Source organism: Sphingobacterium detergens (assembly GCF_003610355.1).
GTDB classification, from domain to species: Bacteria; Bacteroidota; Bacteroidia; order Sphingobacteriales; family Sphingobacteriaceae; genus Sphingobacterium; species Sphingobacterium detergens.
This window is the reverse complement of the sequence record NZ_RAPY01000002.1, coordinates 210,571-232,209: the sequence shown is the minus strand read 5'-3', so window position 1 is coordinate 232,209 and position 21,639 is coordinate 210,571. Positions and strand designations below refer to the sequence as shown.

Annotated in this window: 26 protein-coding genes, 1 tRNA gene and 1 pseudogene; 17 read left to right on the top strand and 11 right to left on the bottom strand. The window is 38.5% G+C overall.

Going from position 1 to position 21,639, the window contains the following annotated elements:
- Nucleotides 1-139: 139 nt before the first annotated feature.
- From DFQ12_RS13045 to DFQ12_RS13035, 3 genes are all read left to right on the top strand, one after another.
- A complete protein-coding gene (locus DFQ12_RS13045; RefSeq protein WP_120259503.1) occupies nucleotides 140-1,093 on the top strand; it encodes an acetyl-CoA carboxylase carboxyltransferase subunit alpha in 954 nt (317 codons plus the stop codon).
- Between the two features lie 277 nt (nucleotides 1,094-1,370).
- Nucleotides 1,371-1,443: transfer RNA gene (locus tag DFQ12_RS13040), tRNA-Lys, on the top strand.
- Nucleotides 1,444-1,697: 254 nt separating this feature from the next.
- Complete coding sequence (locus DFQ12_RS13035; RefSeq protein WP_120259502.1) at nucleotides 1,698-3,005, top strand: site-specific integrase; 1,308 nt, start codon at nucleotides 1,698-1,700, stop codon at nucleotides 3,003-3,005.
- Nucleotides 3,006-3,270: 265 nt separating this feature from the next.
- On the opposite strand, the gene DFQ12_RS13030 is transcribed toward DFQ12_RS13035, so the two are convergent.
- The 3 genes from DFQ12_RS13030 to DFQ12_RS13020 are packed head-to-tail and all read right to left on the bottom strand — an operon-like array spanning nucleotide 3,271 to nucleotide 7,191.
- Nucleotides 3,271-4,665 (bottom strand): hypothetical protein, encoded by a 1,395-nt coding sequence (locus tag DFQ12_RS13030; RefSeq protein WP_120259501.1) that lies wholly within the window; start codon nucleotides 4,663-4,665, stop codon nucleotides 3,271-3,273.
- A 19-nt stretch (nucleotides 4,666-4,684) separates the two neighbouring features.
- On the bottom strand, nucleotides 4,685-5,398 hold the full coding sequence (locus DFQ12_RS13025) for a hypothetical protein (RefSeq protein WP_120259500.1): 714 nt from the start codon (nucleotides 5,396-5,398) through the stop codon (nucleotides 4,685-4,687).
- Nucleotides 5,395-7,191, bottom strand: a complete 1,797-nt coding sequence (locus DFQ12_RS13020) for an O-antigen ligase family protein (RefSeq protein ID WP_167457271.1) — start codon at nucleotides 7,189-7,191, stop codon at nucleotides 5,395-5,397. Before DFQ12_RS13020 ends, DFQ12_RS13025 begins: the two co-directional genes overlap by 4 nt.
- Nucleotides 7,192-7,329: 138 nt before the next feature.
- Here DFQ12_RS13020 and DFQ12_RS13015 point away from each other — a divergent pair, with 138 nt between their 5' ends.
- The 3 genes from DFQ12_RS13015 to DFQ12_RS13005 are packed head-to-tail and all read left to right on the top strand — an operon-like array spanning nucleotide 7,330 to nucleotide 9,362.
- Complete coding sequence (locus DFQ12_RS13015) at nucleotides 7,330-8,448, top strand: hypothetical protein (protein WP_120259498.1); 1,119 nt, start codon at nucleotides 7,330-7,332, stop codon at nucleotides 8,446-8,448.
- 43 nt (nucleotides 8,449-8,491) lie between these two features.
- The gene (locus DFQ12_RS13010; RefSeq protein WP_120259497.1) at nucleotides 8,492-8,935 is read left to right on the top strand and encodes a toxin-antitoxin system YwqK family antitoxin; all 444 of its coding nucleotides are present in this window, start codon (nucleotides 8,492-8,494) and stop codon (nucleotides 8,933-8,935) included.
- Between the two features lie 43 nt (nucleotides 8,936-8,978).
- Nucleotides 8,979-9,362: a hypothetical protein gene (locus DFQ12_RS13005; protein WP_147420408.1), complete on the top strand. Its 384-nt coding sequence runs from the start codon at nucleotides 8,979-8,981 to the stop codon at nucleotides 9,360-9,362.
- Between the two features lie 198 nt (nucleotides 9,363-9,560).
- Here the strand turns inward: DFQ12_RS13005 and DFQ12_RS13000 are convergent, their stop codons facing one another.
- The 3 genes from DFQ12_RS13000 to DFQ12_RS12990 form a co-directional block, all read right to left on the bottom strand.
- Entirely contained in the window at nucleotides 9,561-10,040 is a 480-nt protein-coding gene (locus tag DFQ12_RS13000) for a hypothetical protein (RefSeq protein WP_120259495.1), read from the bottom strand.
- Nucleotides 10,041-10,124: 84 nt separating this feature from the next.
- Entirely contained in the window at nucleotides 10,125-10,358 is a 234-nt protein-coding gene (locus DFQ12_RS12995; RefSeq protein ID WP_120259494.1) for a hypothetical protein, read from the bottom strand.
- Nucleotides 10,348-10,671, bottom strand: a complete 324-nt coding sequence (locus tag DFQ12_RS12990) for a helix-turn-helix domain-containing protein (protein WP_244211738.1) — start codon at nucleotides 10,669-10,671, stop codon at nucleotides 10,348-10,350. Before DFQ12_RS12990 ends, DFQ12_RS12995 begins: the two co-directional genes overlap by 11 nt.
- 483 nt (nucleotides 10,672-11,154) lie before the next feature.
- Between DFQ12_RS12990 and DFQ12_RS12985 the strand changes: the two genes are divergently transcribed.
- The 11 genes and pseudogenes from DFQ12_RS12985 (at nucleotide 11,155) to DFQ12_RS28150 (ending at nucleotide 17,878) form a co-directional block, all read left to right on the top strand.
- The gene (locus DFQ12_RS12985; protein WP_120260004.1) at nucleotides 11,155-11,532 is read left to right on the top strand and encodes a single-stranded DNA-binding protein; all 378 of its coding nucleotides are present in this window, start codon (nucleotides 11,155-11,157) and stop codon (nucleotides 11,530-11,532) included.
- Nucleotides 11,533-11,555: 23 nt separating this feature from the next.
- Complete coding sequence (locus DFQ12_RS12980; protein ID WP_120259492.1) at nucleotides 11,556-11,813, top strand: hypothetical protein; 258 nt, start codon at nucleotides 11,556-11,558, stop codon at nucleotides 11,811-11,813.
- A gap of 71 nt (nucleotides 11,814-11,884) precedes the next feature.
- A pseudogene (locus DFQ12_RS12975) lies at nucleotides 11,885-12,958 on the top strand (DUF932 domain-containing protein).
- A 51-nt stretch (nucleotides 12,959-13,009) separates the two neighbouring features.
- A complete protein-coding gene (locus tag DFQ12_RS12970) occupies nucleotides 13,010-13,324 on the top strand; it encodes a hypothetical protein (RefSeq protein ID WP_120259491.1) in 315 nt (104 codons plus the stop codon).
- Nucleotides 13,325-13,379: 55 nt separating this feature from the next.
- Nucleotides 13,380-13,586, top strand: coding sequence for a DNA-binding protein (locus tag DFQ12_RS12965; RefSeq protein ID WP_120259490.1), 207 nt, complete (start codon nucleotides 13,380-13,382; stop codon nucleotides 13,584-13,586).
- Between the two features lie 259 nt (nucleotides 13,587-13,845).
- Complete coding sequence (locus DFQ12_RS12955) at nucleotides 13,846-14,448, top strand: PRTRC system protein E (RefSeq protein ID WP_120259488.1); 603 nt, start codon at nucleotides 13,846-13,848, stop codon at nucleotides 14,446-14,448.
- A gap of 27 nt (nucleotides 14,449-14,475) precedes the next feature.
- Nucleotides 14,476-14,694, top strand: coding sequence for a PRTRC system protein C (locus tag DFQ12_RS12950; RefSeq protein ID WP_120259487.1), 219 nt, complete (start codon nucleotides 14,476-14,478; stop codon nucleotides 14,692-14,694).
- A 17-nt stretch (nucleotides 14,695-14,711) separates the two neighbouring features.
- The gene (locus tag DFQ12_RS12945; protein ID WP_120259486.1) at nucleotides 14,712-15,884 is read left to right on the top strand and encodes a hypothetical protein; all 1,173 of its coding nucleotides are present in this window, start codon (nucleotides 14,712-14,714) and stop codon (nucleotides 15,882-15,884) included.
- On the top strand, nucleotides 15,881-16,603 hold the full coding sequence (locus DFQ12_RS12940; protein ID WP_120259485.1) for a PRTRC system protein B: 723 nt from the start codon (nucleotides 15,881-15,883) through the stop codon (nucleotides 16,601-16,603). Before DFQ12_RS12945 ends, DFQ12_RS12940 begins: the two co-directional genes overlap by 4 nt.
- Nucleotides 16,603-17,409: a PRTRC system ThiF family protein gene (locus tag DFQ12_RS12935; RefSeq protein WP_120259484.1), complete on the top strand. Its 807-nt coding sequence runs from the start codon at nucleotides 16,603-16,605 to the stop codon at nucleotides 17,407-17,409. The genes DFQ12_RS12940 and DFQ12_RS12935 overlap by 1 nt, the downstream gene beginning before the upstream one ends.
- Nucleotides 17,410-17,707: 298 nt before the next feature.
- The gene (locus tag DFQ12_RS28150; RefSeq protein WP_167457270.1) at nucleotides 17,708-17,878 is read left to right on the top strand and encodes a hypothetical protein; all 171 of its coding nucleotides are present in this window, start codon (nucleotides 17,708-17,710) and stop codon (nucleotides 17,876-17,878) included.
- A gap of 76 nt (nucleotides 17,879-17,954) precedes the next feature.
- Here the strand turns inward: DFQ12_RS28150 and DFQ12_RS12930 are convergent, their stop codons facing one another.
- From DFQ12_RS12930 to traM, 5 genes are all read right to left on the bottom strand, one after another.
- Nucleotides 17,955-18,233, bottom strand: a complete 279-nt coding sequence (locus tag DFQ12_RS12930) for a molybdenum ABC transporter permease (protein WP_120259483.1) — start codon at nucleotides 18,231-18,233, stop codon at nucleotides 17,955-17,957.
- Between the two features lie 129 nt (nucleotides 18,234-18,362).
- Entirely contained in the window at nucleotides 18,363-18,797 is a 435-nt protein-coding gene (locus DFQ12_RS12925; protein WP_120259482.1) for a DUF3872 domain-containing protein, read from the bottom strand.
- A gap of 12 nt (nucleotides 18,798-18,809) precedes the next feature.
- A complete protein-coding gene (locus DFQ12_RS12920) occupies nucleotides 18,810-19,367 on the bottom strand; it encodes a conjugal transfer protein TraO (protein WP_120259481.1) in 558 nt (185 codons plus the stop codon).
- A 15-nt stretch (nucleotides 19,368-19,382) separates the two neighbouring features.
- Entirely contained in the window at nucleotides 19,383-20,285 is a 903-nt protein-coding gene (gene traN, locus DFQ12_RS12915) for a conjugative transposon protein TraN (protein WP_120259480.1), read from the bottom strand.
- A 27-nt stretch (nucleotides 20,286-20,312) separates the two neighbouring features.
- Complete coding sequence (gene traM / locus DFQ12_RS12910; protein WP_120259479.1) at nucleotides 20,313-21,635, bottom strand: conjugative transposon protein TraM; 1,323 nt, start codon at nucleotides 21,633-21,635, stop codon at nucleotides 20,313-20,315.
- Nucleotides 21,636-21,639 lie beyond the last annotated feature (4 nt).

Genomic DNA, 21,639 nt, shown 5'->3' with positions numbered 1-21,639 from the left:
TTACAATCAAAAATTAAGCCACCACCGAGATTATAACGCAAATGTAACAAAGGATTTCCAATGATATTGTACGCTCAAATTTTAATTTCGGAAAAAATGCGCTAAATTAGCCCCCTGAATATTTTCATAAAATAGATATATGAAAACCACGTTTGATTTTGAAAAGCCAATTGCAGATTTGCAATTGCAGATTGAAAAGGTAACACAAGTTGCCGAAAAAACCCAAGTTGATATGAGCGCAACCGTTCGTGAACTTGAGGAAAAACTTGCTTCTACGGAAAAAGAAATATACAGCAATTTAACTGGATGGCAGAATGTTCAAATGTCCCGTCATCAGGATCGTCCACAGACCTATGATTATATCGAAGCTATCTGCGATGAATTTATTGAATTGCACGGTGATCGTACGGTAAAAGATGACAAGGCAATTGTAGGTGGAATGGCCTCAATCGATGGTAATCCTGTTATGATCATTGGTCATCAGAAAGGTAAAAATACCAAAGAACGTCAATATCATAATTTTGGCATGGCCAATCCCGAAGGTTACCGTAAAGCATTGCGCTTGATGAAAATGGCTGAAAAATTCAATAAGCCTGTGATCACTTTGATCGACACGATGGGAGCTTATCCTGGTTTGGAAGCGGAAGAGCGTGGACAAGGTGAAGCCATTGCGCGCAACCTCATGGAGATGGCGGTACTTAAAGTGCCTATCATCTGCGTCGTTATCGGTGAAGGTGCATCCGGAGGAGCCTTGGGTATTGGAGTAGGTAATCGTGTGTATATGATGGAACATACGTGGTATTCCGTTATTTCACCAGAATCTTGCTCATCCATCTTATGGAGAAGCTGGGATCACAAGGAGAAAGCAGCCGAAGCATTGAAACTAACTTCCAGTGATATGTTAAGCAATGGTCTGATAGACGGTATCATTCCTGAGCCATTAGGCGGTGCTCATCAAGATCCGGCAAAAGCAGCCGCTAATCTTAAAGAACAATTATTGAAAGATCTAGCTGAATTAACAGCAAAAGACAGCGATACATTGATCAAAGAACGAATTGACAAATTCAGCAATATGGGCGTTGTGACAGAATAATGTTACTCCCCTATTCCTCAAAATATAAAAAAGTCGGCACCAATCGCCGACTTTTTCATTTTAACAAGCTATTGGTTTCAGAAAAGCCGAAAAAGGTGTACCCAAAATCGCTCGATTTACGATCAAATACCATTGACCTCAAATAGGAATCCGCATCGTCGAGAAAAATAAATACGTAATTTATAAACGGTTATAAAATATATCAATAAAAAAGACAAAAACTCTTTGACACAATCATATATTTTTATACCTTTGCATCACTTTCAAAAACAGAAAGGATTCCGTAGCTCAGCTGGTAGAGCAATACACTTTTAATGTATGGGTCCTGGGTTCGAATCCCAGCGGGATCACAGATTAGTATTAAAAAGCGCACTTTAGGTGCGCTTTTTTCGTTTTTAGGGTTGTTAATCAATCTTTTGAAAAATAATGAATTTAATTTAGTTCAAAAGAATTCAACCGTTATGGTTACCATTTCAGCTACCCATTTTATCTTCTAAATTGGGTAACTGATTTTCTAAAAGGCTCTGAGGTAGGTTTTAAGAAAATCGTTTGTGTACTCCGGCAAGGCCGGATTAATCTCATTGATAACTTAAAACTGTGTAAGATGAAAAACAATCAGAATCTTTCAATTCTTTTCTGGCTTTTTAGGGCGAAAGCAACTAAAGATGGTAAAGCGCCGCTCTACGCGAGAATTACAATTGATGGAGCAGAAGCAGAAATTTCATTGAAGCGTAAAGTACACCCTGATTTTTGGGATGTAGATCTTAAGATTGACACCCAACAAAACCAAGAAGCTAAAAAGACTAACGCGAAAGTAATCACGACACAAGGAGAATTAGATGCACATTTTACAGTCTTGCAAACTCAATACGAGACTATTACTCCTCAAATGCTTAAAAATGCATATCTAGGCAAACCCTTATTTGAAAATAAGAAAGAAGATACCAATCAGGTAAAACTTCCTACTCTGCTAGATGCTTTCAATGATTACATAACCATCTTTGAAAAAAAAGTAGAAGCCGATTTGCGTGATGACGGAACACTCCGACATTGGAGAACTACCAGGGGAAAATTACTAACTTTTTTGAATTCAAAATATCAGCTTACTGATATGGAGTTGTCTAATGTGACATATTCCTTTGCAGAAGATTTCTATGATTTCTTAACGCTCGATATAGATCAGAAATTGGCAGATGCTACCGCAAAAACACATATTAAAAAAACAAAGCAAATCTTAACAGGCTGTGTAAACAAAAACTTCATTCAGAACAATCCACTCAGTGACTTTAGCTGTGGAAGCCAAAACAAAGAAGTTCTTCCACATGAGCTTTATGAACTTGAAATCATCTATAATAAATTCTTACCAATAAAAAGACTTGAGGAGGTTAGGGATGCTTATATTTTCCAGTGCTTTACAGGCTTTGCATTCCAAGATACATATGACTTGTCACCTGAAAACATAGTACTTATAGGTAGCAATAAAGAAAGATGGCTTATTAAAGACCGAGGAAAAACAGGAGTTACTGAAATGGTACCAATTTTACCAATTGTTGAACAGTTGATTGAAAAATATAAAGACCATTCCTGCCGTAGAAATAAAAATAAGCTCCTTCCCATCAATAGTAACTATCGCTATAATGCTTATTTAAAAGAGCTGGCTGATATATGCGGCTTATCTGCACAAAACATAGAGGATAGGGAATTTCATACGCACAGAGCGCGGCATACCTTTGCGCATATTATGTTGAATGCCGGTGTTCCTTTGGAAGATGTAAGCAGGATGTTGGGTCATAAAAGTATTCGTACAACTCAAAGATACTGCAAGGTCCACAAGCCCAGAATAAGCGAAAACATGAAAAAGGCAAAATCTGCTATCTTTACCAAAACAGGCAAATTCCGTAAGGTTGCATAAACTTATAAAACAAAAAAACGACTGCCTTCTGCAGTCGTTTTTTTGTTTTATATTTAAATTTAAAATTCAACTCCAAGCGTGTTGTTTACAATTCTTAATTTTTACATTTTAAGTATTTCGAGTCCCAACGAATCACTGTATTAAAATAATCATTGTGGTATCCCATCAAATAGATTTTTCTATCACTTTTGCTTCCCTTGCCAGGCCCCTTTTTAATTGAACAACCTGAAAATCCGTCTTCCTAATGGTTATTCAAAAACCTTTATTAGAGCCATAATATACTTCCTTTTTCAATAGTAAAAGGACGAGTTTTAGCAAATGATTCTGCAGGAGTTTTTACCACGTAAAGTGCGTTGCCGGGAACATTCTGGAATACAAGCTGTTTACCTTCAGCTTTTATTGTGCTTAACTTTTTCCATCCCATATCCCAATACCAGAGCTCATAATCAGTTTTATTCTGAGGGATTGGGCAAACATCATACTTATTATGAAAGTCGATTTTATCCAGATTTGCGTACCCATTTTTAGCCAGGTAATACATTTGTCCTTGGGCAAGGGGTAGAAGGTGATCAATTCTTATATTGATCTGGCTATCAAAATCAGGAGTCATTGTTTTATTGGCTCCCTGCCTGCAAATTACCGGTGTGCCTACCGGCACAGCTTTAGCCCTATCCAGCCTTACCGGAAAATATACAAGGTCGGTTCCCATTTTTTGAAAGACAATTTTATCACCAGATGATGTTCCTTTGGCAACAATTATAAAACTTCCGCGATTAAAGGTAGCGAGGTAAACCGGGGAGCTTAATTTTTCATTATGTTCGATAATAATCGAATTTATATCAACGTACTCATCTGTAACGTCAAGTACCTTCTTACCGAAAAAGTCCATGCTAAGCCCATCATAAGGAGAGTGACGGTAAACTTTTGCTGGTAAGCGTCTTGTGGAAATGCTACCATCTGCATAAATGCTAAGTACCAGTGGATTGTAATCGCCGATATTCGACTCTGCACCCATAAAGGGAAGTGACTTTCCTTTTAACAATAACCTGTTCCATGCATGACCCGGAGCATTTAGGTTTCCCCAAACGGGAATAAAATCTGTTGTTACAGGAATCCCCAGCCCCCGGAACGTATAGTTTGTGTAGTCGCTCATAGCTACACAGCTTCCCCGCCCTTTAGCGTTGAGTGCTGAATAAGTAAGCAGGCTTTCATCCTCGTCTGCATTTGCAAATGTTATTTGCCCTTTAACGGAATCATTAACCAGGTTGCAGAATTTTAGAAATGACTTCTCTGTTATTTTTCCTTCAGGTAGCTTTATACCTTTCATTCGTTTCCTAACATGCAGCCGCCACCCGGTATCAACTGAGTTATTGACCATTTGGGGTAATACGAAATCAAGAATATCTGTAGTGTCAATAAGTCCATTGTTAAACCAGCGACTTGTAGCTTCGAGCATATCTTTTCTTTGCCCTTCGAGCTGAAGATCACTCTGCTCCGGCAAATTAATACCATAATACTGTTTTAGAAAGGCTTTGTCAACCTTGACAATGGTTGGTTGCTTCTCGACTGCCAGCTCTTTCAGTGTCTTATTTTGACCACAACCTAAAAACAGGACTTTTGCGCAGAAAATTAACGATACATGCAAATATTTCTTATTCATAATTCTGTAATAAGATCGGTTATTTATTTAATTTATATTCCCTGAGTGCTCCGTTTTCAAAAGACAGTTTGACCCATTGTCCGTACGGCATATTGGATTTATAAAGCCGAAGTCCCGATCCAGAAAGCAATTCAGAAAGCGCTATTTCATATGAGCTTTCAAACCCTGAGTCCTTATACGCCTGTTGCTTATTAAAATACGCAAGCTCAAAATTTCTGAAACGCTCCCTTTCTTTAAAATTTTTTGCTGAAAAAGCCAGGAATTTATTTAGGTCTTCAATTAGTAAAAGGTATCCCCTGCCGGTATAGCTGACAACGCCACAGAAAAATGAATAATAATCATTCATATACTCATCAACATAAAGCTCGTAGATCGCCTTTATGTCCGATCCCGAAAATGATGGGAAGAGATTATTATAATGACAATGGACAACTCCGGCGATCTGCCCTTCAGGCAGGAATGAAATAAAAGGCTCTCCGGGCCTACCTTCTATTCTTACGTAACGGAAGGTCTGCGATTGGGATGGGTAAATAAAATACCCCGCCTCGAAATCAATCTTCTTTGATTCATCAGTAAGCTTATTAAACATATCGGTAAAGGCTGCGTTACTAGAAAGTATCCCTACCTGCCTGTCCTGGTTTGTTTTCTCAATACTGGGTTCCGGATTGTCCTTACTGCAGGACGTTAGTTGGGCAGCAATGATTATGGTTGCTATTATTATTCTCACGTTCATAATTCAATCAGGTATGACTCTGCAATTTTCTTTATGTTCTCGATTTTATCAGATGGTATTTTCACAGGTTTTTCCATAATAAGTTTGGCAATCTCTTTGCCTTTGGTTTTTTGTCCTGTATTGATATAGAACAACATCAGATTATTTAATGGTAGAAATAATTTAGGATTCATGGCAGATGCTTTAAGCAGTGACGCCTCAGACCGCTCCAGTTGTCCAAGCTCCTTGTAGACCTTTCCCAGTTGAAGATGCAGCTCCACACTATTGCCATATCTTGCCGCCTGGCCCAATACTTCAGATGCTTGCCGGTATTGCCCGAGGTCGGCCAGCTCCGATCCGTAATTGAATAAAAATGATCCGTTATTTGCTAACGGTTTATAAGCCTGATTATAACCTAATAACGCGTCCCCTTCACTTACCAGAATATTTCCCTTGGCCTTTTTCCAGTTGTAGATAGCCTGTATCACATTTATGGAGTGCCAACCTATGGCTAACAGTAATGTAATAGAAACCACCTGCCAATACCTACCCAATGAAAGGGAAACGATTGGTTTAACCGAAGATTCAAGTGTTGCTACATACGATAATGATAAAGCGAATAACAGGGTGAAAAACAAATCCTGAAGAGGATACGAAAACAAGCTAAACAATGATAAAACCGAAATTAAAGAAAGTGAGGATAGCCGAAAATGTTCTGTGCTGTTTTCGCTACTTTTCCCTAACAGGATGATGCTGCGGCCGATCAAGAACAGGAAAATAAGGCTACCCAAAATGCCTTGCTCTATGAGGATGGTCAGTGGTTCAGAAAATGCATAATAATTCATGGAAGCGGTTAATATTTCTTGTTGCGCTCTTGGTTCAGCGAGGAAATAGGTTGACTGGTAATTTCCGTATTCAGTATAAAAACCGCCATAGCCCATACCGAATATCGGATAGTCCCTAAACATAGTCCAGCTAATCTTCCAGATCAACCACCTGCCACTTACCGATGCCGTATCAATTTTATACAAATAGTATATGCCAGCAATGGCTATTACCAATATACTAAGCAGGATCACTAATATTGTTTTCTTTTCGGGTCTCTGCTTTCCTTGAAAATAGCGGATATAGCTCAGGAAGGAGCAGCAAAAGCAAGCCGACAGCCATGCTGTTCGTGAGCCGGAAACCAAAATACCAGCAAATATTACAAGAAACAGGGACAGGTGAATGATTTTTATCTTCCGGTATTCAGCATTAAATATTACAGATAAACACAGGCAGCTCCCTAATGCCATGAAGCAGCCAAATAATGCCGGGTTAGAAAATAATCCTGCTGCATTTGACGACCTGTCATATCCGGGAAGAAAAGCGCAGGCTTGAAATACACCTATTATACTTTGAAAAACTGCCAGGTATATTATGCCCTGGATAATATTGCCTGATCGGGTGAAAATAGAATTGGAGCATTGCGTTCTTATCAAAGCATAAAAAATAAAAGTCGCTACCGGGATATAAATCCTTGTGGATGGAGACTCAGGGTAACTTGCAATAACAGACCGGCTAATTAGATACAAAAAAAATAAAATTACAAGACCATCGATTACTCCCAAACGAATGCTCCCTGCTTTTTGATTGCCAAAGATTAATATTACTAAGCCGGAAAGTAATAGTAAGAAAATAAACTGCGGCATTTCTGCCAGCCAGTAGATACGCTTCCATTCGAAGTTACCCATTACAGAGGCAAAGGCAATAAGCAATGTGATAGCGCTATCCGCCAGAGAAAACTTAAATCGTCCAGTATATTCTTTTATCATATGTATTAACAACATCGCGACAGTAAAGCCTTTATTACCGCTATAGAAATATCTATACGCCAAAATATAAAAATATTTTATAATTTCTTGCCACTTAATTGAAATTATATTAAATTAGATTTGTATATAAATTTAAGTATGAGAAAAAAGTTTATTAACCTAACAGCATTTCTCGCCCTAGTTCTCCTTGCAGTCTGGGGATGCGTGAAAGATGCTAAGATCGACCCTGTTCAGGAGAATGGGGACATCGAAAAAGTAGCCGCATGGTACCAGCGGCAGTTAATTCCTACAAATGAAGGTGGTGCTTTTGCCAATATTAACAACCCACAATGGGAAGGCACCAAGATTACACGTCGTGGAGACTCTACATTGTTCACGACTTTATTGTTGCAGGATAGCAGTATGACCCGCGAGCTCCATGTCATCCAATACGATGGGGTCTTTGAAGGCAGAGTGTATCAATATCAGTTCCGGGAAAGCAATGCGATGCTTGTCGGCAGCTTTACCCTTAATGGAAAGTTCATTGATTTAGGTAGCTTCGACAATAAAGGGAGCTATACCTTGCTGGGTACCGCCGGTAAGAGCAATATTGTACTGATGGGTATAGAAGATATTGACGGAGGTACGCTGCCCGAAGTAACTGTGCCGCCGCCGCCAACTAATCCCAGCTATCCTCCAACCGGCCCATATTACCCACCACCGCCACCACCGACTTATCCGCCGGTGTATCCACCTTCTGGCGGAGGAGGCGGAGGCGGGGGTACCTCCAGCGGAAATACATGGAATAATGTTGTAAGCACACTTTGGCCGGGAGATATATCCTGTGCTTCTTTTAACTTCGGCACCCCGGCGAGCAACAGGATGGCGACCAGAGTTACCGGCATACCTCCTGTCACATTCAATGAAGTTGGAGGGGTAACGAAGAAGTTCAATATAAGGAACCTGATAATAGATGTACCTTCTAAATTGAGTGATGGGACCACTTATAGTGCCAAAGATGCCGCTAAAGCAACAGCAGAAGCGATGAACATTACAGCCAAAACGCTTGGAATGCTTTACGGTCAAACAGGCAAATATAAAACGGCAATGGATGCAACTTATGAAAGAGATTTTGTGACGACCCTGAACACCTATCTTCAAGCAAATATACCCGGTGCAAGGGCCTCTGTGGATACAGGTGCCAGACCGGATGTTAAAAACACCTCCAAGATCCAATTCGATGGCTTTTTTGATGGCTTATTTGGAGGTGATTGTTAAGGTATGATATTTGTAATTCATAAAGTGAATTGACGATTTCAAAATGTTTGATGAAAAATTTAATACTCCATCTGAAATGGTTATTTTGGATGGGGTTACTTACAAAAAAGACAAACTGGATATTCCTTTCGCCGGTACTTATAATTGGGTTGCAGAGGATGGATCGGATATTGCATCCTATTATGAAAAAGGGAAGTGTATCAGCAGAACCATTTCAGAAAACGGCGTGATCAAAAGTAAGATTACTTTTAAGAATGATGAAAATAAAGAGATCGCAGTTTTTGATGAAAATGGGCGGCTCAGAATCCGCAATCAGGTGGTTAATGGCAAACTAGAGGGACTGACAGAAATATTTTCAGACGGTATTCTGTTCATGTCTACGGAATTCAAAGAAGGGAAGAAAAATGGAGAAAGTATAGTGTACAATAGCGATGGGTCTGTTTCCTATCGCGAATATTTTATAAATGATGTTAAACAAACGAAGTAATAAAGATGCTATTCATAGGGTGGTTTTCTTAACGCTATTGTTTATGATACAGATTCATGTATTATTTGCCCAGAAAGTTTCGGGTGGGGAAAAGCTGATAGAAAAATTTTTGAAGGAGTTGTCAATTAAGCAACCAATACCCGATTCTATTATTAAGCAATATATAGTAAGTGACGGGACGGATAGCTCCATAAATAAGATCCAGAATTCGTTGGTTCTGGTTAGGACGGCATATTTAAATAACGCAGATAAGCCAACCGGGTTCAAGGTTGAAGAGTTGACTATAGGAACGACCGAAGCTGGCACGCGTTATTATGGCATCCGCCTCGACAGTGAGCATTCATTAAACTTTGTGGTTTGGAAAGACAAAATTAAATCCATTTCATCTTATACAGATTCCAGTTATAATACGACCATATTCTTTTAAAATGGAAAGGGTACTGGTTGCAAGCCCTGAATAAGCGAAAACATGAAATAGGCGAAATCTGCAATCTTTGCCAAAACTGGCAAATTCCGTAAGGTCGCCTAAACTCATCAAATAAGAAAAGGCTGCAATCCGCAGCCTTTTCTTATTAATATGATGCTATAAAGTGAACTTAATTATCAGTGTAAATTATTCTTCACTTTATTCGAAATTATCATTGATTTGAATCAGATTATGGACAGTTTGAAGTTTAAGATTCAGCAATTTCTTAGCATTATCGCGAAATTCCTTATCTTTTATTTCGTGGGGAATTAGGGCATCAATGGAAATACCTACAAGATGTTCAATAAGCTTTTCAATTTCGATCTTTTCAATCAAAAAAAAAAAGAAAATAATAGTCTGCATCAACATCACAGGAATTCCTATTTCAAATACGTCATGAAATAAAGAGAATTGATAATACTTTCCCTCGCGTTCTAAAAGAACATACAAATGACTACCATAGTCTTTTTCTTCATCTATCATTTCAACGTCCTCCTCCTCTAAAGGATCAATTGTATAATATTCTAGAAATATATTATGCTCGACCATTTTCTTGGTAAATGCATAATTACGAGCGACATTTCTATTATCAAAAAAACGAACTGTATTTATATTATATAATGTAAGCGTTTGCTCCATACAACGGATTTAAGAACAAAAATAACCAAAATAGCTTCATAATCAACCTTCAATCAAAGGTCTGAAAAACAGGCAATTAAAAAATCACTTTTTAATGCTTAAATTTAATATCCAACGCCAAGCGTGTTGTTTCCAATTTTTAATTATTGCTCCCTTTAAGTTCTTCCAATCCTGACTTCTCATTCTATTAAAAAAATTCAGTGCAGTATCTTCTGAACATTCCTTTTCAATAAAATAAATTACGACCTGTTCCAGCACTGGTGGCACGCATGCACCCGTCCCAATTTTGAAGTCAGTCATCCTATAATTATCTTCCATTTCTTTGTTTTTTTCTCTTTATGAGGCATTGTTCAATCTCCTCCTGGTCATAATATAACGTCCCTCCCATTTTAGTATATGGAATTTCTCCACTGTTTCTCATAGTTTGTAGGGTACCGTGTGAAATATCGAATATTTTCTTCACCTCATTCGATTTTATCCATCTTTTAATTGGTTTGCCATTTTTAGAAAAAATAGACTTTATTTCATTTATCAACTGATCTTTAAACATCTGCAGATCATCGATAGTTACCAACTCATCAACTGATACTTTTCTCCGGGCTGCTCTATTTTCAAATTGATCTTGCATCATTACTTTTTTGATTTACTAATCTATATCTGATTTATTCCACTGGTTAAATTTAAGAACTTAGTAAACGCTTTGTAACTATAAGCCTATCTACGGAATAGTTTGGCTGCCGTTGGCATTCCGGCTTTTCCATTTCTGTTAAGTCCTCGATACTTCCACATTTTTTTTATTCAAAAGAGCCAGTATGCCTATTGTTCCATTTCAAGAGCAAAGGTATTTCCGTGTTCTTAAAGTCGCCACAAGGTCATGCAAGTTTGAAAAAAAATCTCCACCCTTTGGGTAGTATTTATTTTCCAAAACCTTGTGTCGCCTAAACACTAACCTTTTTCTGCTCGTGAAACGAAACATAGCATACTCCGGCTCTTTAGACGAATAAAAAAAATGTCAGCAACGAGAACATATAACAACGGAAACGGAAAAGTGAAACAAAACAGCTCCTCCTCTCATTGCCGAATAATTCAAATCAAAATCAAAAAAATAGAAATCATGAACATCACAGGAAGGCTAACAAGAAATGCCGAAGTACGGACAACCATCAACGGTAAGCAGGTAGTAAATTTTTCAGTAGCAGTAAATGACAGCTACAAAAATAAACGAGGCGAATGGGTAGATCAGACTGCCTATTTCAATTGCTCCTTTTGGAGAACTCCCAATGTATTGAAGATACTTAAAAAGGGAATGCTAGTAGAACTAACTGGAAGGGTAAGCGTCAGGGCATGGTTAAACAAAGAAGGGGAAGCACAGGCAGGTTTGAACTTCCATACCTCCGATATAAAGCCGCTAGCAGGTGGAAGAAAAGTAGAAACCGTACAGGATACTACAGAAGTTGAGGGTAACACTACAGAAGAAGACCTCCCATTTTAAAAATTACTAAATACATAAGAATTATGAAATACGACACAACAGAGAAAAGGGCAAAGTTTCTAAGAAAGAAAGGTAGCATAATAACATTTAAAAAGCCTTTTTATCCAAACGGAACCCTTAATGAGAGTAGGCGACAAATCATTGTAATCCAACTTCAAAAGGATAGATCGGGTGCCGTAAAAATAATAGGGAATTTCTATGACAGCAATTGGTACGACAGCTTGGACGATCTCATTAACAGCATAGACTGGAAATGGATGGAATCAGCACATTCCGAATAATCAAACAATATTCTTCAGAACATTTAGCACCAAATAATTATCATTTTTCAACAATTCAAAATTTAAATATCATGGCACATAATCTGAATTTCAACAAGACAACAGGACGTTATTCATTTTTTAGCGTACAACAAAAAGCATGGCACGGTTTGGGGCAAATCGTAGAGCAATACCCAACCAGTGAGGAAGCTATAAAATTCGCTGGATTAGATTACGATGTAGTAAAATCCCCCCTCTTCACTAAAGGTTCGGGCATTATTTAAACGGCTAATGGCATAGAGATATGTAATAATGAATTAGAGGTACCGAACTTTTTCGCCAACATACGCAGCGATAATAATGCTGTACTAGGTGTGGTCGGTAAGGATTATCACATTGTACAAAACCGTGAAGCATTTAATTTCTTTGATGCAATTGTAGGTGATGTGGACGGTATCTTATACGAAACTGCGGGTGCATTGGGCAACGGGGAACGAATTTTTATCACTGCCAAATTGCCTGACTATATCCGAGTAGGTAATGGAGATGATGTAACAGAAAAATACATTTTCTTGACAACAAGCCATGACGGAAGCGGAAGTATAACGGCAGCGTTTACACCTATCCGTATCGTTTGCCAAAATACGCTAAACGCATCCCTCCGTAACATGAGCAATGTTGTACGTATCAAACATACCGCAGGAGCAAAACAACGTTTAGAGAACGCCCACAAGGTAATGGGACTTGCTAACACCCTTAGCAATCAGCTACAGGAAATTTTCAATAACTGGACAAAAGTAAGGGTAACGGACAGCGAAGTTAGGAAACTGATACAGCTTGCGCTATGCCCGAATAAAGAAACGTTTGACCTACTCAAAAAAGGTGCAGAAGATGAAGTTTCTACCGTATTTAAAAACACCGTAGATGATGCATTTGCATACGCTATGATTAGCGATACGCAACTAATGGAAACCACTAAAGGCACATTGTTCGGAGCATACAATGCCGTTACAGGCTACTATCAGAATGTAAGGAATTACAAAGACGATGAAGCCAAACTGCAAAGTATTGTAATGGGTGGCACTGCACAATTAAAGACGCAAAAAGCCTTTGACTTGTGTACCTCATTTGAAAAAATCGGAGCAGACGTTTTTGAACTCAATTAATAACCACAGGCAGCCGCCTCACGGCGGTTGCCCTATATTAAAAACACAACAATGAGGACTTATTATAAATGGCACTTCACATTGTCAATCATTACAAAAAACGGAAAAAAGCGAAAGGCACATAATTTAGTAGCTACCGGATCGACTTATACAGATGCATATTTGGATATCCTTATGGTGCTGAAGAAGCGAAAGGCGGAGTTAATTTCAGTAAATAAGGTTAACGTATTGGAGGTGGCCTTTGCCTTTGATGATGATGGCAAATTTTTAAGGAAACACCTTATGGACAGAATGCCCGAAATACCCGAAAATTTTGAGCATATAACAGAACGTTATTCCTTTTTATTGTACAAACAGAAACCATAAATCCACAAAAATATTCTGCCGCCTCAATCTATCGTAAAGAAATATAGAAAGCAATATGAAAACAAAATTAATAGAAGAAGCGAAAAGCCTGGCTAAAAATAAAAGCCTTGAAACGAAACACAAGGATGAAGCTATCTACATCATTTATTGCAACCGAACCGAATATTTTTATATAGATACGAATAGCTTAATACGGCTTTGGGAACAGTTGATAGGTTACTATGAAAGCGGAATTTATACAGCAGAAAAACCACATTCATAACATCGAGCAACAGAATTGACAAGATAGCTGAAATCATTAAATAAAAAACGGCAATGTATATAACAGATTTAAACGGATGCCTGATAGAAGTCACAGACCTTAATAAAGCTATCCAATCGGTAGCAGAATACAAGGAATACAGGCACAAGGACAAAAGTTTTTCCGAGTTCGACAAAAGGCAAAGAGCATATTGGACAGATATGTTTGAAAAATTAAGCGCAATTAAAAACGATTAGACGACACTTAAAATTTTACAACAATGAACACGAATTTCTTTAATCAGATACAGCAGTTGGACTTTACAGGAGTTTTACGGCTGAACATTTCAAAAGGAATAGAAGGCAACTTAATTGTAACCGTATTGCTCAACAATGAGCAATGCGGAGATAATGCCAAAAACCTTATTCCCCCGTTGACATTTAATGCTACGCCCCAAGAATTTGACGAGGGATTTTTTGAGCAGATCACCACACCTATAAAAAAGGTATCGGGCTTAATGGTGGATATGGAAAAATTTCTGAAGCAACTAGAAGAAGTCAAAAAACAATCTGCCATCGAGAAAGAAAAAACCGAGAAAGCTAGAAAAGAGAAAGAAACTAAGGAAAAGAAGTATAAAGACTGTATGGCGAAGGTGGACGAATTAGAGAAAGAAGGGAAATTTCGTGATGCGTGGATAAAAGTTCCCGACACAGCGGAATATCCCGAAAAAGCGGACGAGATACGCAAACGGAAAATTTCTTTGTCGGAAAAGTTTGCGACACCGAGCCTTTTCGGGGCAATCGAAGAAGAAACGCCCAAACCGCAACAGGTAGCAGAATTTACCAACGACTATTCTGCCCACGAAACAGGAGAAGAAGAATAAAAATGAAATTCCAAAAATTCAAACGTTATGTTATTAGCAACACAATTAGAGCGGGTTTTTATACTCAAAGATAAAGGACAGGACATCAGACTGATCGACCCTGAACCACGTTGGAGCGTGGAAGTCGTAATGAATTATTACGCCAATTTGTACCCCATTTTGACGACTTCCAAAGTATCTGCCCCACAGATTAAAGATGATGCAGTAGAGTACAAATTTGAGAGTGTAATGGGTACGAAAGGTTAAATTAAAATTCAAAAACAATGAACTATGCAACGCAACATCATATCGGGAATTATCAATCCTCCAGAGCAGAAAAGGCAACAACAGCTACATCGACAATTGGGCGGGTTCGCAAAGTGGCTACAAAAACCGAAGGACGCAAGCGAAGTACAGAAAGACAGACAGAAGTCCGTACCAATAGGAATGCTACCAATGGTATTCTAAAGTGTACGTTTCTGCCTAAACTGAAAACAGCACCGTCTGTACAGGCTTGTCAGAAAACGGAGAGGGATTTTTATAAGTCCCTTTCCAAACTTGCCGAGCATTACAGCATTGAGCCAATGCCAACAAAGGAATTTGAGTTCCCCTACAATATTACATTAGGTATGTGGGATATGGAATTTAAAGTAAAACGCGCGAATATAAATTGGGATGGTTTTAGATTGGTCCAGGATAGTAAGAAAACTTATTTTATGAGTGAGGAAAGGTATGATACAGGTACGGCCTTGTATTATATTCCCATTGTTCCACTCTATCAAATGCTCAAAGACCCAAAGCGTAAAAAGAATGCTGAACTTCTTCTATCAGTGTGCGGCTATCTTTATCACATTGCTGATATACCATATTACAGACACCCGACCAGTTATTTATATTGGATATGTGAAACCCATAAAGAATGGTTGGAGCAAGAAGAAGAAGAAGAAGTGGGAGAACAACAACTATATAATCGTGAATTTTACATAGCGGAAGATATTGGGGATCGCATCGAGCAAAAGTTACGCAATCGTGTCAATCTTACAGTTTTTGAACAACGTTTAAGCCGCTTTAAATGCCAAGATAAATTTGACAAGAAATGTTTAAAAATGGCGAGTAATGCATTCGACCTATATAGAAAATATCCAACTGAAAGCATTTTCAGAAATGCACCTGTTCATGAAGAAGACCCTTACAATGACGATTACGAAAACGATGCAATCGGAATGGAAAAGTACATCTCATTTATTTCTGAAACCAAAGGTTGGCTGTATGAGTGCCTTAGAGACAGTATCAACAATGAGTTTAACGAATATGGTGTTATGGATGAGCCAACTATTAGTTTAGCTTTTGACGAATGCGAAATTACAAAAAGCAACCTTGATTTCGAAAACCGCCTTTTTGCATTACTAGAAGATTTATGTACAATATTGTATGACTATAAAACAACAGAAAAATGAATAACGTAACTAACATAACCGAGAATTTCGGAACACTATATTATCCGAAATCCGCTTTGGTTTTTTATGAAACCGCAGGAACGGACACCGATATGTACGTGGAGCATTTCGATATGGACAGTAGAGGAACTCCCATAAATGCCCACCCATTAACGGTAAAAGAAGCGAACCTACTGGCAAAGGCTTTACAGACCGATGAAGAAAAGAACAAAGCCTTTTTGAAGCCAAAGGGAATTTTACCTACCAACATTCTGCATATCAATCCGAGCGAAAAAGGTACGGTGCTATGGTACACAAAAGCACAGAAAAGACAAATGTATTTCGTAAATGGTTTGGGCATACCCAACGGAAAAGCAGACGTACCTCCAATGCTTTGGTTTGCCAATAAAAACACCCTTGCAGTCTTTTCCCTTGCTACAGAGAGAAGGCCGACAGAAAAAACACCATTACATTATGCTCCTTTTTTTAACATCTATGAAGACGGCAAAGTGTGCATGGGTACTGTAACTATTGATATCAAAAAATCGGCTTCGGTTGAGGAATTTATACAGGCGTGGGAAAGCTACTTTTTCAATAGTTATTTCAGCCACCTATTAGGAAGCCACAACCCAATAAAAGGGAATTGCGTAAATGTATGGAAAGACCTTATCGATACAGATAAAACTTTTCCAAAAGAAGTATTGAAAAAGAATAACAGAACCCTTAAAAATCTATTGTAATGGAAACAGTTAAAACAGCCGTTCATTTTACGGATAATAGTCTAATAAGCCCAACCAATCCTATTTCGGTAAACCTTATCGGAGCAGGTGGTACAGGTTCAAAAGTATTGACCGCCTTAATGGAGATAAACGAGAGTTTGATTGCGTTAGGACACGCAGGGTTGCAGGTACGTCTTTGGGACGATGATGTTATTACAAGTGCCAATTTGGGCAGACAGCGATTTTTTGAATGTGAAACTGGATTGTATAAATCCGTTGCCTTGATAAACCGTATCAATCGTTGTATCGGTACAAACTGGAAAGCAGAAACGCTAAAATTTAATAAGGATAAGTTTGGAAGGCTGCCCGAAAATGCAAGAGCAACCATTACCATTACTTGCGTGGACAATGTAGATGCGAGATTTGGAGTTGCCGAAATTCTGAAAGAAGCAACATATCGCAGGTACCACCAAGACGAGCCGAAATACTGGTTAGACTTTGGTAACAGCCAGGACACAGGACAAGTACTTCTATCTACTATCGGAGAGATAAAACAACCTAATTCGGAAAAGTATCAAACAGTGGCGAGCCTGCCTTTTGTAACTGATGAGTATGGCGAATTGCTGAAGCAATCCGAAGATGATGACAACACGCCAAGCTGTTCGCTTGCAGAAGCATTGGAACATCAAGATTTGTTTATCAATTCATCACTGACACAAATGGGGTGTTCTTTGTTATGGAACTTGTTTCGCAAAGGAATGACCGAATACAAAGGCTTTTTTCACAATCTAAAAGACTTCCGTACCCATCCGATAAAAGTTACCTAAGACGGATGGCGGGCGGCAAAAAGACACTCCCTCCCGATGGTCGGGGCAGTCTTTTTGCATCAAGCGGTGCAACCCCTTTGCCAAAATGAAAAGGCTACGCACCATCATCACACTTCATTTTATAAAACAGGTTGCGGGCCTGATTAGGACGGGATATTCATTATCCCTTTTGTTGTTTTAGGGAACTACTTTCTTTCGTGAGTTATCCGAAAAAGAAAGTAGCAAAGAAACCCATAATTAAAAATGGATTTCTTGGTTTGTTTAAATACTAATTTATGACTGAAACTATTAGGAGTATATGGAATACGAAATAACAAAGCTCCAGGAGTTGCTGATGAGAGCCTATGAAAAACTGGCGCAATGCGATGACACCTGGGCTGGCAACGATAGCTGGAAATCGAAAGAACATCAAACGCTGATGAATGACATAGCTGATACGTTATCTATTGAAGAAAAAGATCGCCTTTAAATGGGGATTTAGAAGAAATGGTAAAGAAGTCAGTAATCTTGGTGTTTGATCTAGAAAATGAATCTAAATATGGATTTTATTTAGTGTTTTTTAATTCAGTCTTATCCAGGTTATTTTCTTTGGCCTGTTTTTGTCTTGAATAGCTCCAAAGAAATAAAATTCCGAAAATTATCAAGATATAAGCCCCCCATTTCCCTATACGCTCCAAAATATTAACAGCAACTGATTTTTCATAACTGGAAAAACCTTCTGCTCCGGAAGGACCTCTTCTGTAAAACTTTCTACGGTTTATCCAATAACGTAATCCCAAACCCGATACTAAAGCAATTATACCTAAAACCAAAGACGCGATCATAATGAAACCTATTTAAATTGTCATTCTATGAATTTACAAAAATTATCCCTTCCAACAGGAAACGAAAATACTAAAAAATGCAAAGGAGGTAAAGGAAAAGCCTGCCTCAAAAGGCAGGCTTTTTCACTTTTAATCACTACTATTAAATTGAAAACTCACTTGTTGTTCATTTCCGAAATTGTCACTGACCCAAATGTCGAAAGACTGGGATACACTGGATTGCGAGGTGTAATATAGCCGAAATTGAGTTTGAGGTAGATGATACAAGTCATTGGGCAAATATGGCGGTTCGCTATAATACCGCAATGAACCTCGTCCATCGAACTGGAAATAACGGATAAAATACTTGGCATCCTTATAGTTTCCAGATGGTTGAATCGCAATCCTGATCTCAACTGTCTGTCCACTGACAACCTCTCCAGGAACAGGCATCACCTTTACCTCAAACGGATAATTTTGTTGTATCTCCAATTTGTCTTTATTACAAGACCATAACATAGCTACACCGGCTAAGGCCAAGACAAGCAGACACAAAAATTTGCTTTTATTTATTAATCGTTTCATTGTTGTTCTTTTTTAAAAATTAAACCTTAAACCGGCTCCCGCAGAAGGGCGAAACTGTTTCAGATCGGTTCCCCATAATACTTTAGTACGACCTTGCAGAATTAACACAAACCTATCGGACAAATAGGTTTCAAAAGTTAACCTCCCTCCTGCTCCATAAACAAAGTTGTCTTTGTCGAGGATTTTAGAACCGTCATACAGCATTGTTTCACTCCGGTTAATGGTTTCATACCCGGCAACGGCTGTAAGGCCCGCATTTAGCGTTATTATCTTTCTTACATCACCCAAAAGCTGAAGACTATATCCCACTTCTCCGGTATACGTTTCAAGCGGTATCTGTACAGTCTTGTAATCGTCAAATTGATGGGTATATTCTGCTCCCCATATCCAATAGTTACCGTTCCTGCCATTTACTATCATGGTCAAATTCAGGAAGTAATTATCCTTTACCTCACGGGAAAGCATACCGGTATTTACCTCCACCCCTTTCTGGCCAGGTGTCATTCTTTGTGCCTGTGTTGTCGATAGGCTTAAAATGGCAATTATTAAAGCAAAAATGTATTTACTCATTTTTCGTTTTTTTAGTTAGTGAATTTTTAGATGCATATCGTTTACCTGCCTTGCATGAACAAGGTCAGAATTTTGTATTTCCAACACTTGTTGTCTGCCACCGTTCTTCTCAAAGATTTCGATCACTAGCACTTTATCATCTGTAATCGTGAATTGGTCAAGCAGAAACACATTTTGGTCGGCTGTATTCCCCTCAATTTCCGCGAGTGGCTTATACATGCGCAGTGGCGTCAAGGGCTTTTCCTGCACAACTGTACGCTTTGCCACTTTCTTATCTACTATTTTAAAATTCACAAAGTCGATCTTAAATGGAACATTGCTTTTATTACGCATCTCTGTATGGAAATAGAATTTTCCGTTTTGTATATAAATCCCTTTTAGCAAATATTGAATTCCATAGCTTTTAGAAGCAATATGCTTTATGATTCGCTTATCATTTTTGTAAATTGTCTCCATAAGCAATCCCGCCAACGAAGGTTTATTATTACCCAATTCTTCAAAGAGTACATCATTGCCACTTTCTCTATCAGATGCTTTTTGCATGGTCAGCAAATCGTAATTCAGAGTGGAAGGATAAGGATTGTAAAAAACATTAAAATTATAGAACCGACCATCTTCTGTAATAACCGAAAAATTGGTCTCTTCAATAAAATCCTTAACCGCTGCTTTAATGCGAAGCACATTTTCTGCATCATCCGCCTTTCCTGCGATCAGGTAATCACTGCCCAAGTCTACATAACGAATAGCGGAAGGGAATATTAGGTGCGTGGTTTTGTTGTATGTTATCTGCATTTCGTATGGTTCCACTTTACCCATAGTCAACTTGCTTGTATTAGATGCATTTTGCTGTGCCTTAGCATTAGAGCAAAAGGATATTAAACAAGCCAATGCCAATAAACTTTTAAATATTGCTTTCATCTTATTTTTGTTTTATTATGCTGAATATTATTTTTTAGAAACAAGGAATAATTGATGACCTGCCTTGACAGTCACTTTGGGAGTTCTTAATTTTTTGGAGAAGTAACCAGATATACCTTGTACCACACCACGGGAAAGATCTCCAGCTACCTGCTGTCCTGCAGAGCGGGTCATCATAATGGATGTCCCGGAAGTTTGGCTCATGTTAGATGCGATTTCAGTTAAGGCATTTACTTCGGCTGAATAAGGCACGAAAAGTCCTTGTTGTCCATCCAAATCATACACCGTTATATCAACAGGACTAATAATACCTTCAAATTCGATGGAAGATACCTTTAGCTGTAATCTGCCATTTTGAAATTTTGCATTAGCCGTTAAAACGGTTCCTGCTGAAATGGTGAAGTTTGGCAATTTCGCGGCTTCAAGCAAACGTAATCGTACTCCGCTTTCATCTGTTACAGCCTTTGTATCCTGTATAACCGCTCTGATGCTGTTTTTAGGTTGCTGTATTTGCTCACTAGTTCCTGCTGTATAAAATCCTCTGTTCCTGGTTTCATTCCAGGTTGCCAGTAAAGCACTATCGGTTGGCTCACGATAAAGAGCAGAAACAACATCTCTCCTTATTGGTGTAATGTTTACAGTATTTTCCTTTTGTGTAACATTCTTTGCAGGAACTACTGTATCTATCTTAACCGTTTGTGGGGCAGTGGTGGAAGGTAGGTATTTTGCCGCCATTTGGTAAGATTTCTCCATCAAAGCCATTTGATCATCTACTGTAGCCGCAGGCGGAACATCCTTAGCAGCCAACTTTTCTTTCAGGTCATCAACTTGTCTGCGCAACTCCTGTGTCTCATAATCACTGTTGTCGTAAAACGAGCTTAATGTATTTTGAGCATTGCGGTAACTGTTTAGCGCAGGACTACCATTTCCATGTGAATTGCCTCCGAAGCCATTGGAATATTCATCATTCGGTTCCACTGCTTTCTTGTTTATGGTACTGTCTTCGTTCCAGTAATCAGAAAGAGAAGTTAGCCCATTACGCTTTTCTTCCATTTTCTGATCGAACATCTCTTGCTCATACGCTTTTTGTTTGTCCGACTGCAAACCTCCTTCCGTTGCCTGTGGCACCGCATCATTCAGACCAAGATCCGCAACTTCTTTCTTGTCAGAGGATGGTTTAAAGATTAAGTATAAACAGCCCAGGAATACGACCGTCATAAGAAAAATGATAATTGGCTTTTTTAGCTTTTCCTTTTTATTTAATGATACGTCCTTCGGGACATCCTGTTCGTTATTCAAGTCTCCATCTTCGACCAGGATACTTACTCTTTTTTTTTCATTATCTTTCATAATC

Bases quoted from the DNA above. Each gene is read 5' to 3' on its own strand.
- DFQ12_RS28150 (WP_167457270.1), top strand. From the start codon at position 17,708: ATGGAATACGAAATAACAAAGCTCCAGGAGTTGCTGATGAGAGCCTAT.
- DFQ12_RS12970 (WP_120259491.1), top strand. From the start codon at position 13,010: ATGAGGACTTATTATAAATGGCACTTCACATTGTCAATCATTACAAAA.
- DFQ12_RS13015 (WP_120259498.1), top strand. From the start codon at position 7,330: ATGAGAAAAAAGTTTATTAACCTAACAGCATTTCTCGCCCTAGTTCTC.
- DFQ12_RS12940 (WP_120259485.1), top strand. From the start codon at position 15,881: ATGAATAACGTAACTAACATAACCGAGAATTTCGGAACACTATATTAT.
- DFQ12_RS13005 (WP_147420408.1), top strand. From the start codon at position 8,979: ATGATACAGATTCATGTATTATTTGCCCAGAAAGTTTCGGGTGGGGAA.
- DFQ12_RS12935 (WP_120259484.1), top strand. From the start codon at position 16,603: ATGGAAACAGTTAAAACAGCCGTTCATTTTACGGATAATAGTCTAATA.
- DFQ12_RS13045 (WP_120259503.1), top strand. From the start codon at position 140: ATGAAAACCACGTTTGATTTTGAAAAGCCAATTGCAGATTTGCAATTG.
- DFQ12_RS12920 (WP_120259481.1), bottom strand. From the start codon at position 19,367: ATGAGTAAATACATTTTTGCTTTAATAATTGCCATTTTAAGCCTATCG.
- DFQ12_RS12995 (WP_120259494.1), bottom strand. From the start codon at position 10,358: ATGGAAGATAATTATAGGATGACTGACTTCAAAATTGGGACGGGTGCA.
- DFQ12_RS12955 (WP_120259488.1), top strand. From the start codon at position 13,846: ATGAACACGAATTTCTTTAATCAGATACAGCAGTTGGACTTTACAGGA.
- DFQ12_RS13025 (WP_120259500.1), bottom strand. From the start codon at position 5,398: ATGAACGTGAGAATAATAATAGCAACCATAATCATTGCTGCCCAACTA.
- DFQ12_RS12925 (WP_120259482.1), bottom strand. From the start codon at position 18,797: ATGAAACGATTAATAAATAAAAGCAAATTTTTGTGTCTGCTTGTCTTG.
- DFQ12_RS13010 (WP_120259497.1), top strand. From the start codon at position 8,492: ATGTTTGATGAAAAATTTAATACTCCATCTGAAATGGTTATTTTGGAT.
- DFQ12_RS13020 (WP_167457271.1), bottom strand. From the start codon at position 7,191: ATGATAAAAGAATATACTGGACGATTTAAGTTTTCTCTGGCGGATAGC.
- traN (WP_120259480.1), bottom strand. From the start codon at position 20,285: ATGAAAGCAATATTTAAAAGTTTATTGGCATTGGCTTGTTTAATATCC.
- DFQ12_RS13030 (WP_120259501.1), bottom strand. From the start codon at position 4,665: ATGAATAAGAAATATTTGCATGTATCGTTAATTTTCTGCGCAAAAGTC.
- DFQ12_RS13035 (WP_120259502.1), top strand. From the start codon at position 1,698: ATGAAAAACAATCAGAATCTTTCAATTCTTTTCTGGCTTTTTAGGGCG.
- DFQ12_RS12965 (WP_120259490.1), top strand. From the start codon at position 13,380: ATGAAAACAAAATTAATAGAAGAAGCGAAAAGCCTGGCTAAAAATAAA.
- DFQ12_RS13000 (WP_120259495.1), bottom strand. From the start codon at position 10,040: ATGGAGCAAACGCTTACATTATATAATATAAATACAGTTCGTTTTTTT.
- DFQ12_RS12945 (WP_120259486.1), top strand. From the start codon at position 14,712: ATGAACTATGCAACGCAACATCATATCGGGAATTATCAATCCTCCAGA.
- DFQ12_RS12985 (WP_120260004.1), top strand. From the start codon at position 11,155: ATGAACATCACAGGAAGGCTAACAAGAAATGCCGAAGTACGGACAACC.
- DFQ12_RS12990 (WP_244211738.1), bottom strand. From the start codon at position 10,671: ATGATGCAAGATCAATTTGAAAATAGAGCAGCCCGGAGAAAAGTATCA.
- DFQ12_RS12930 (WP_120259483.1), bottom strand. From the start codon at position 18,233: ATGATCGCGTCTTTGGTTTTAGGTATAATTGCTTTAGTATCGGGTTTG.
- traM (WP_120259479.1), bottom strand. From the start codon at position 21,635: ATGAAAGATAATGAAAAAAAAAGAGTAAGTATCCTGGTCGAAGATGGA.
- DFQ12_RS12950 (WP_120259487.1), top strand. From the start codon at position 14,476: ATGTTATTAGCAACACAATTAGAGCGGGTTTTTATACTCAAAGATAAA.
- DFQ12_RS12980 (WP_120259492.1), top strand. From the start codon at position 11,556: ATGAAATACGACACAACAGAGAAAAGGGCAAAGTTTCTAAGAAAGAAA.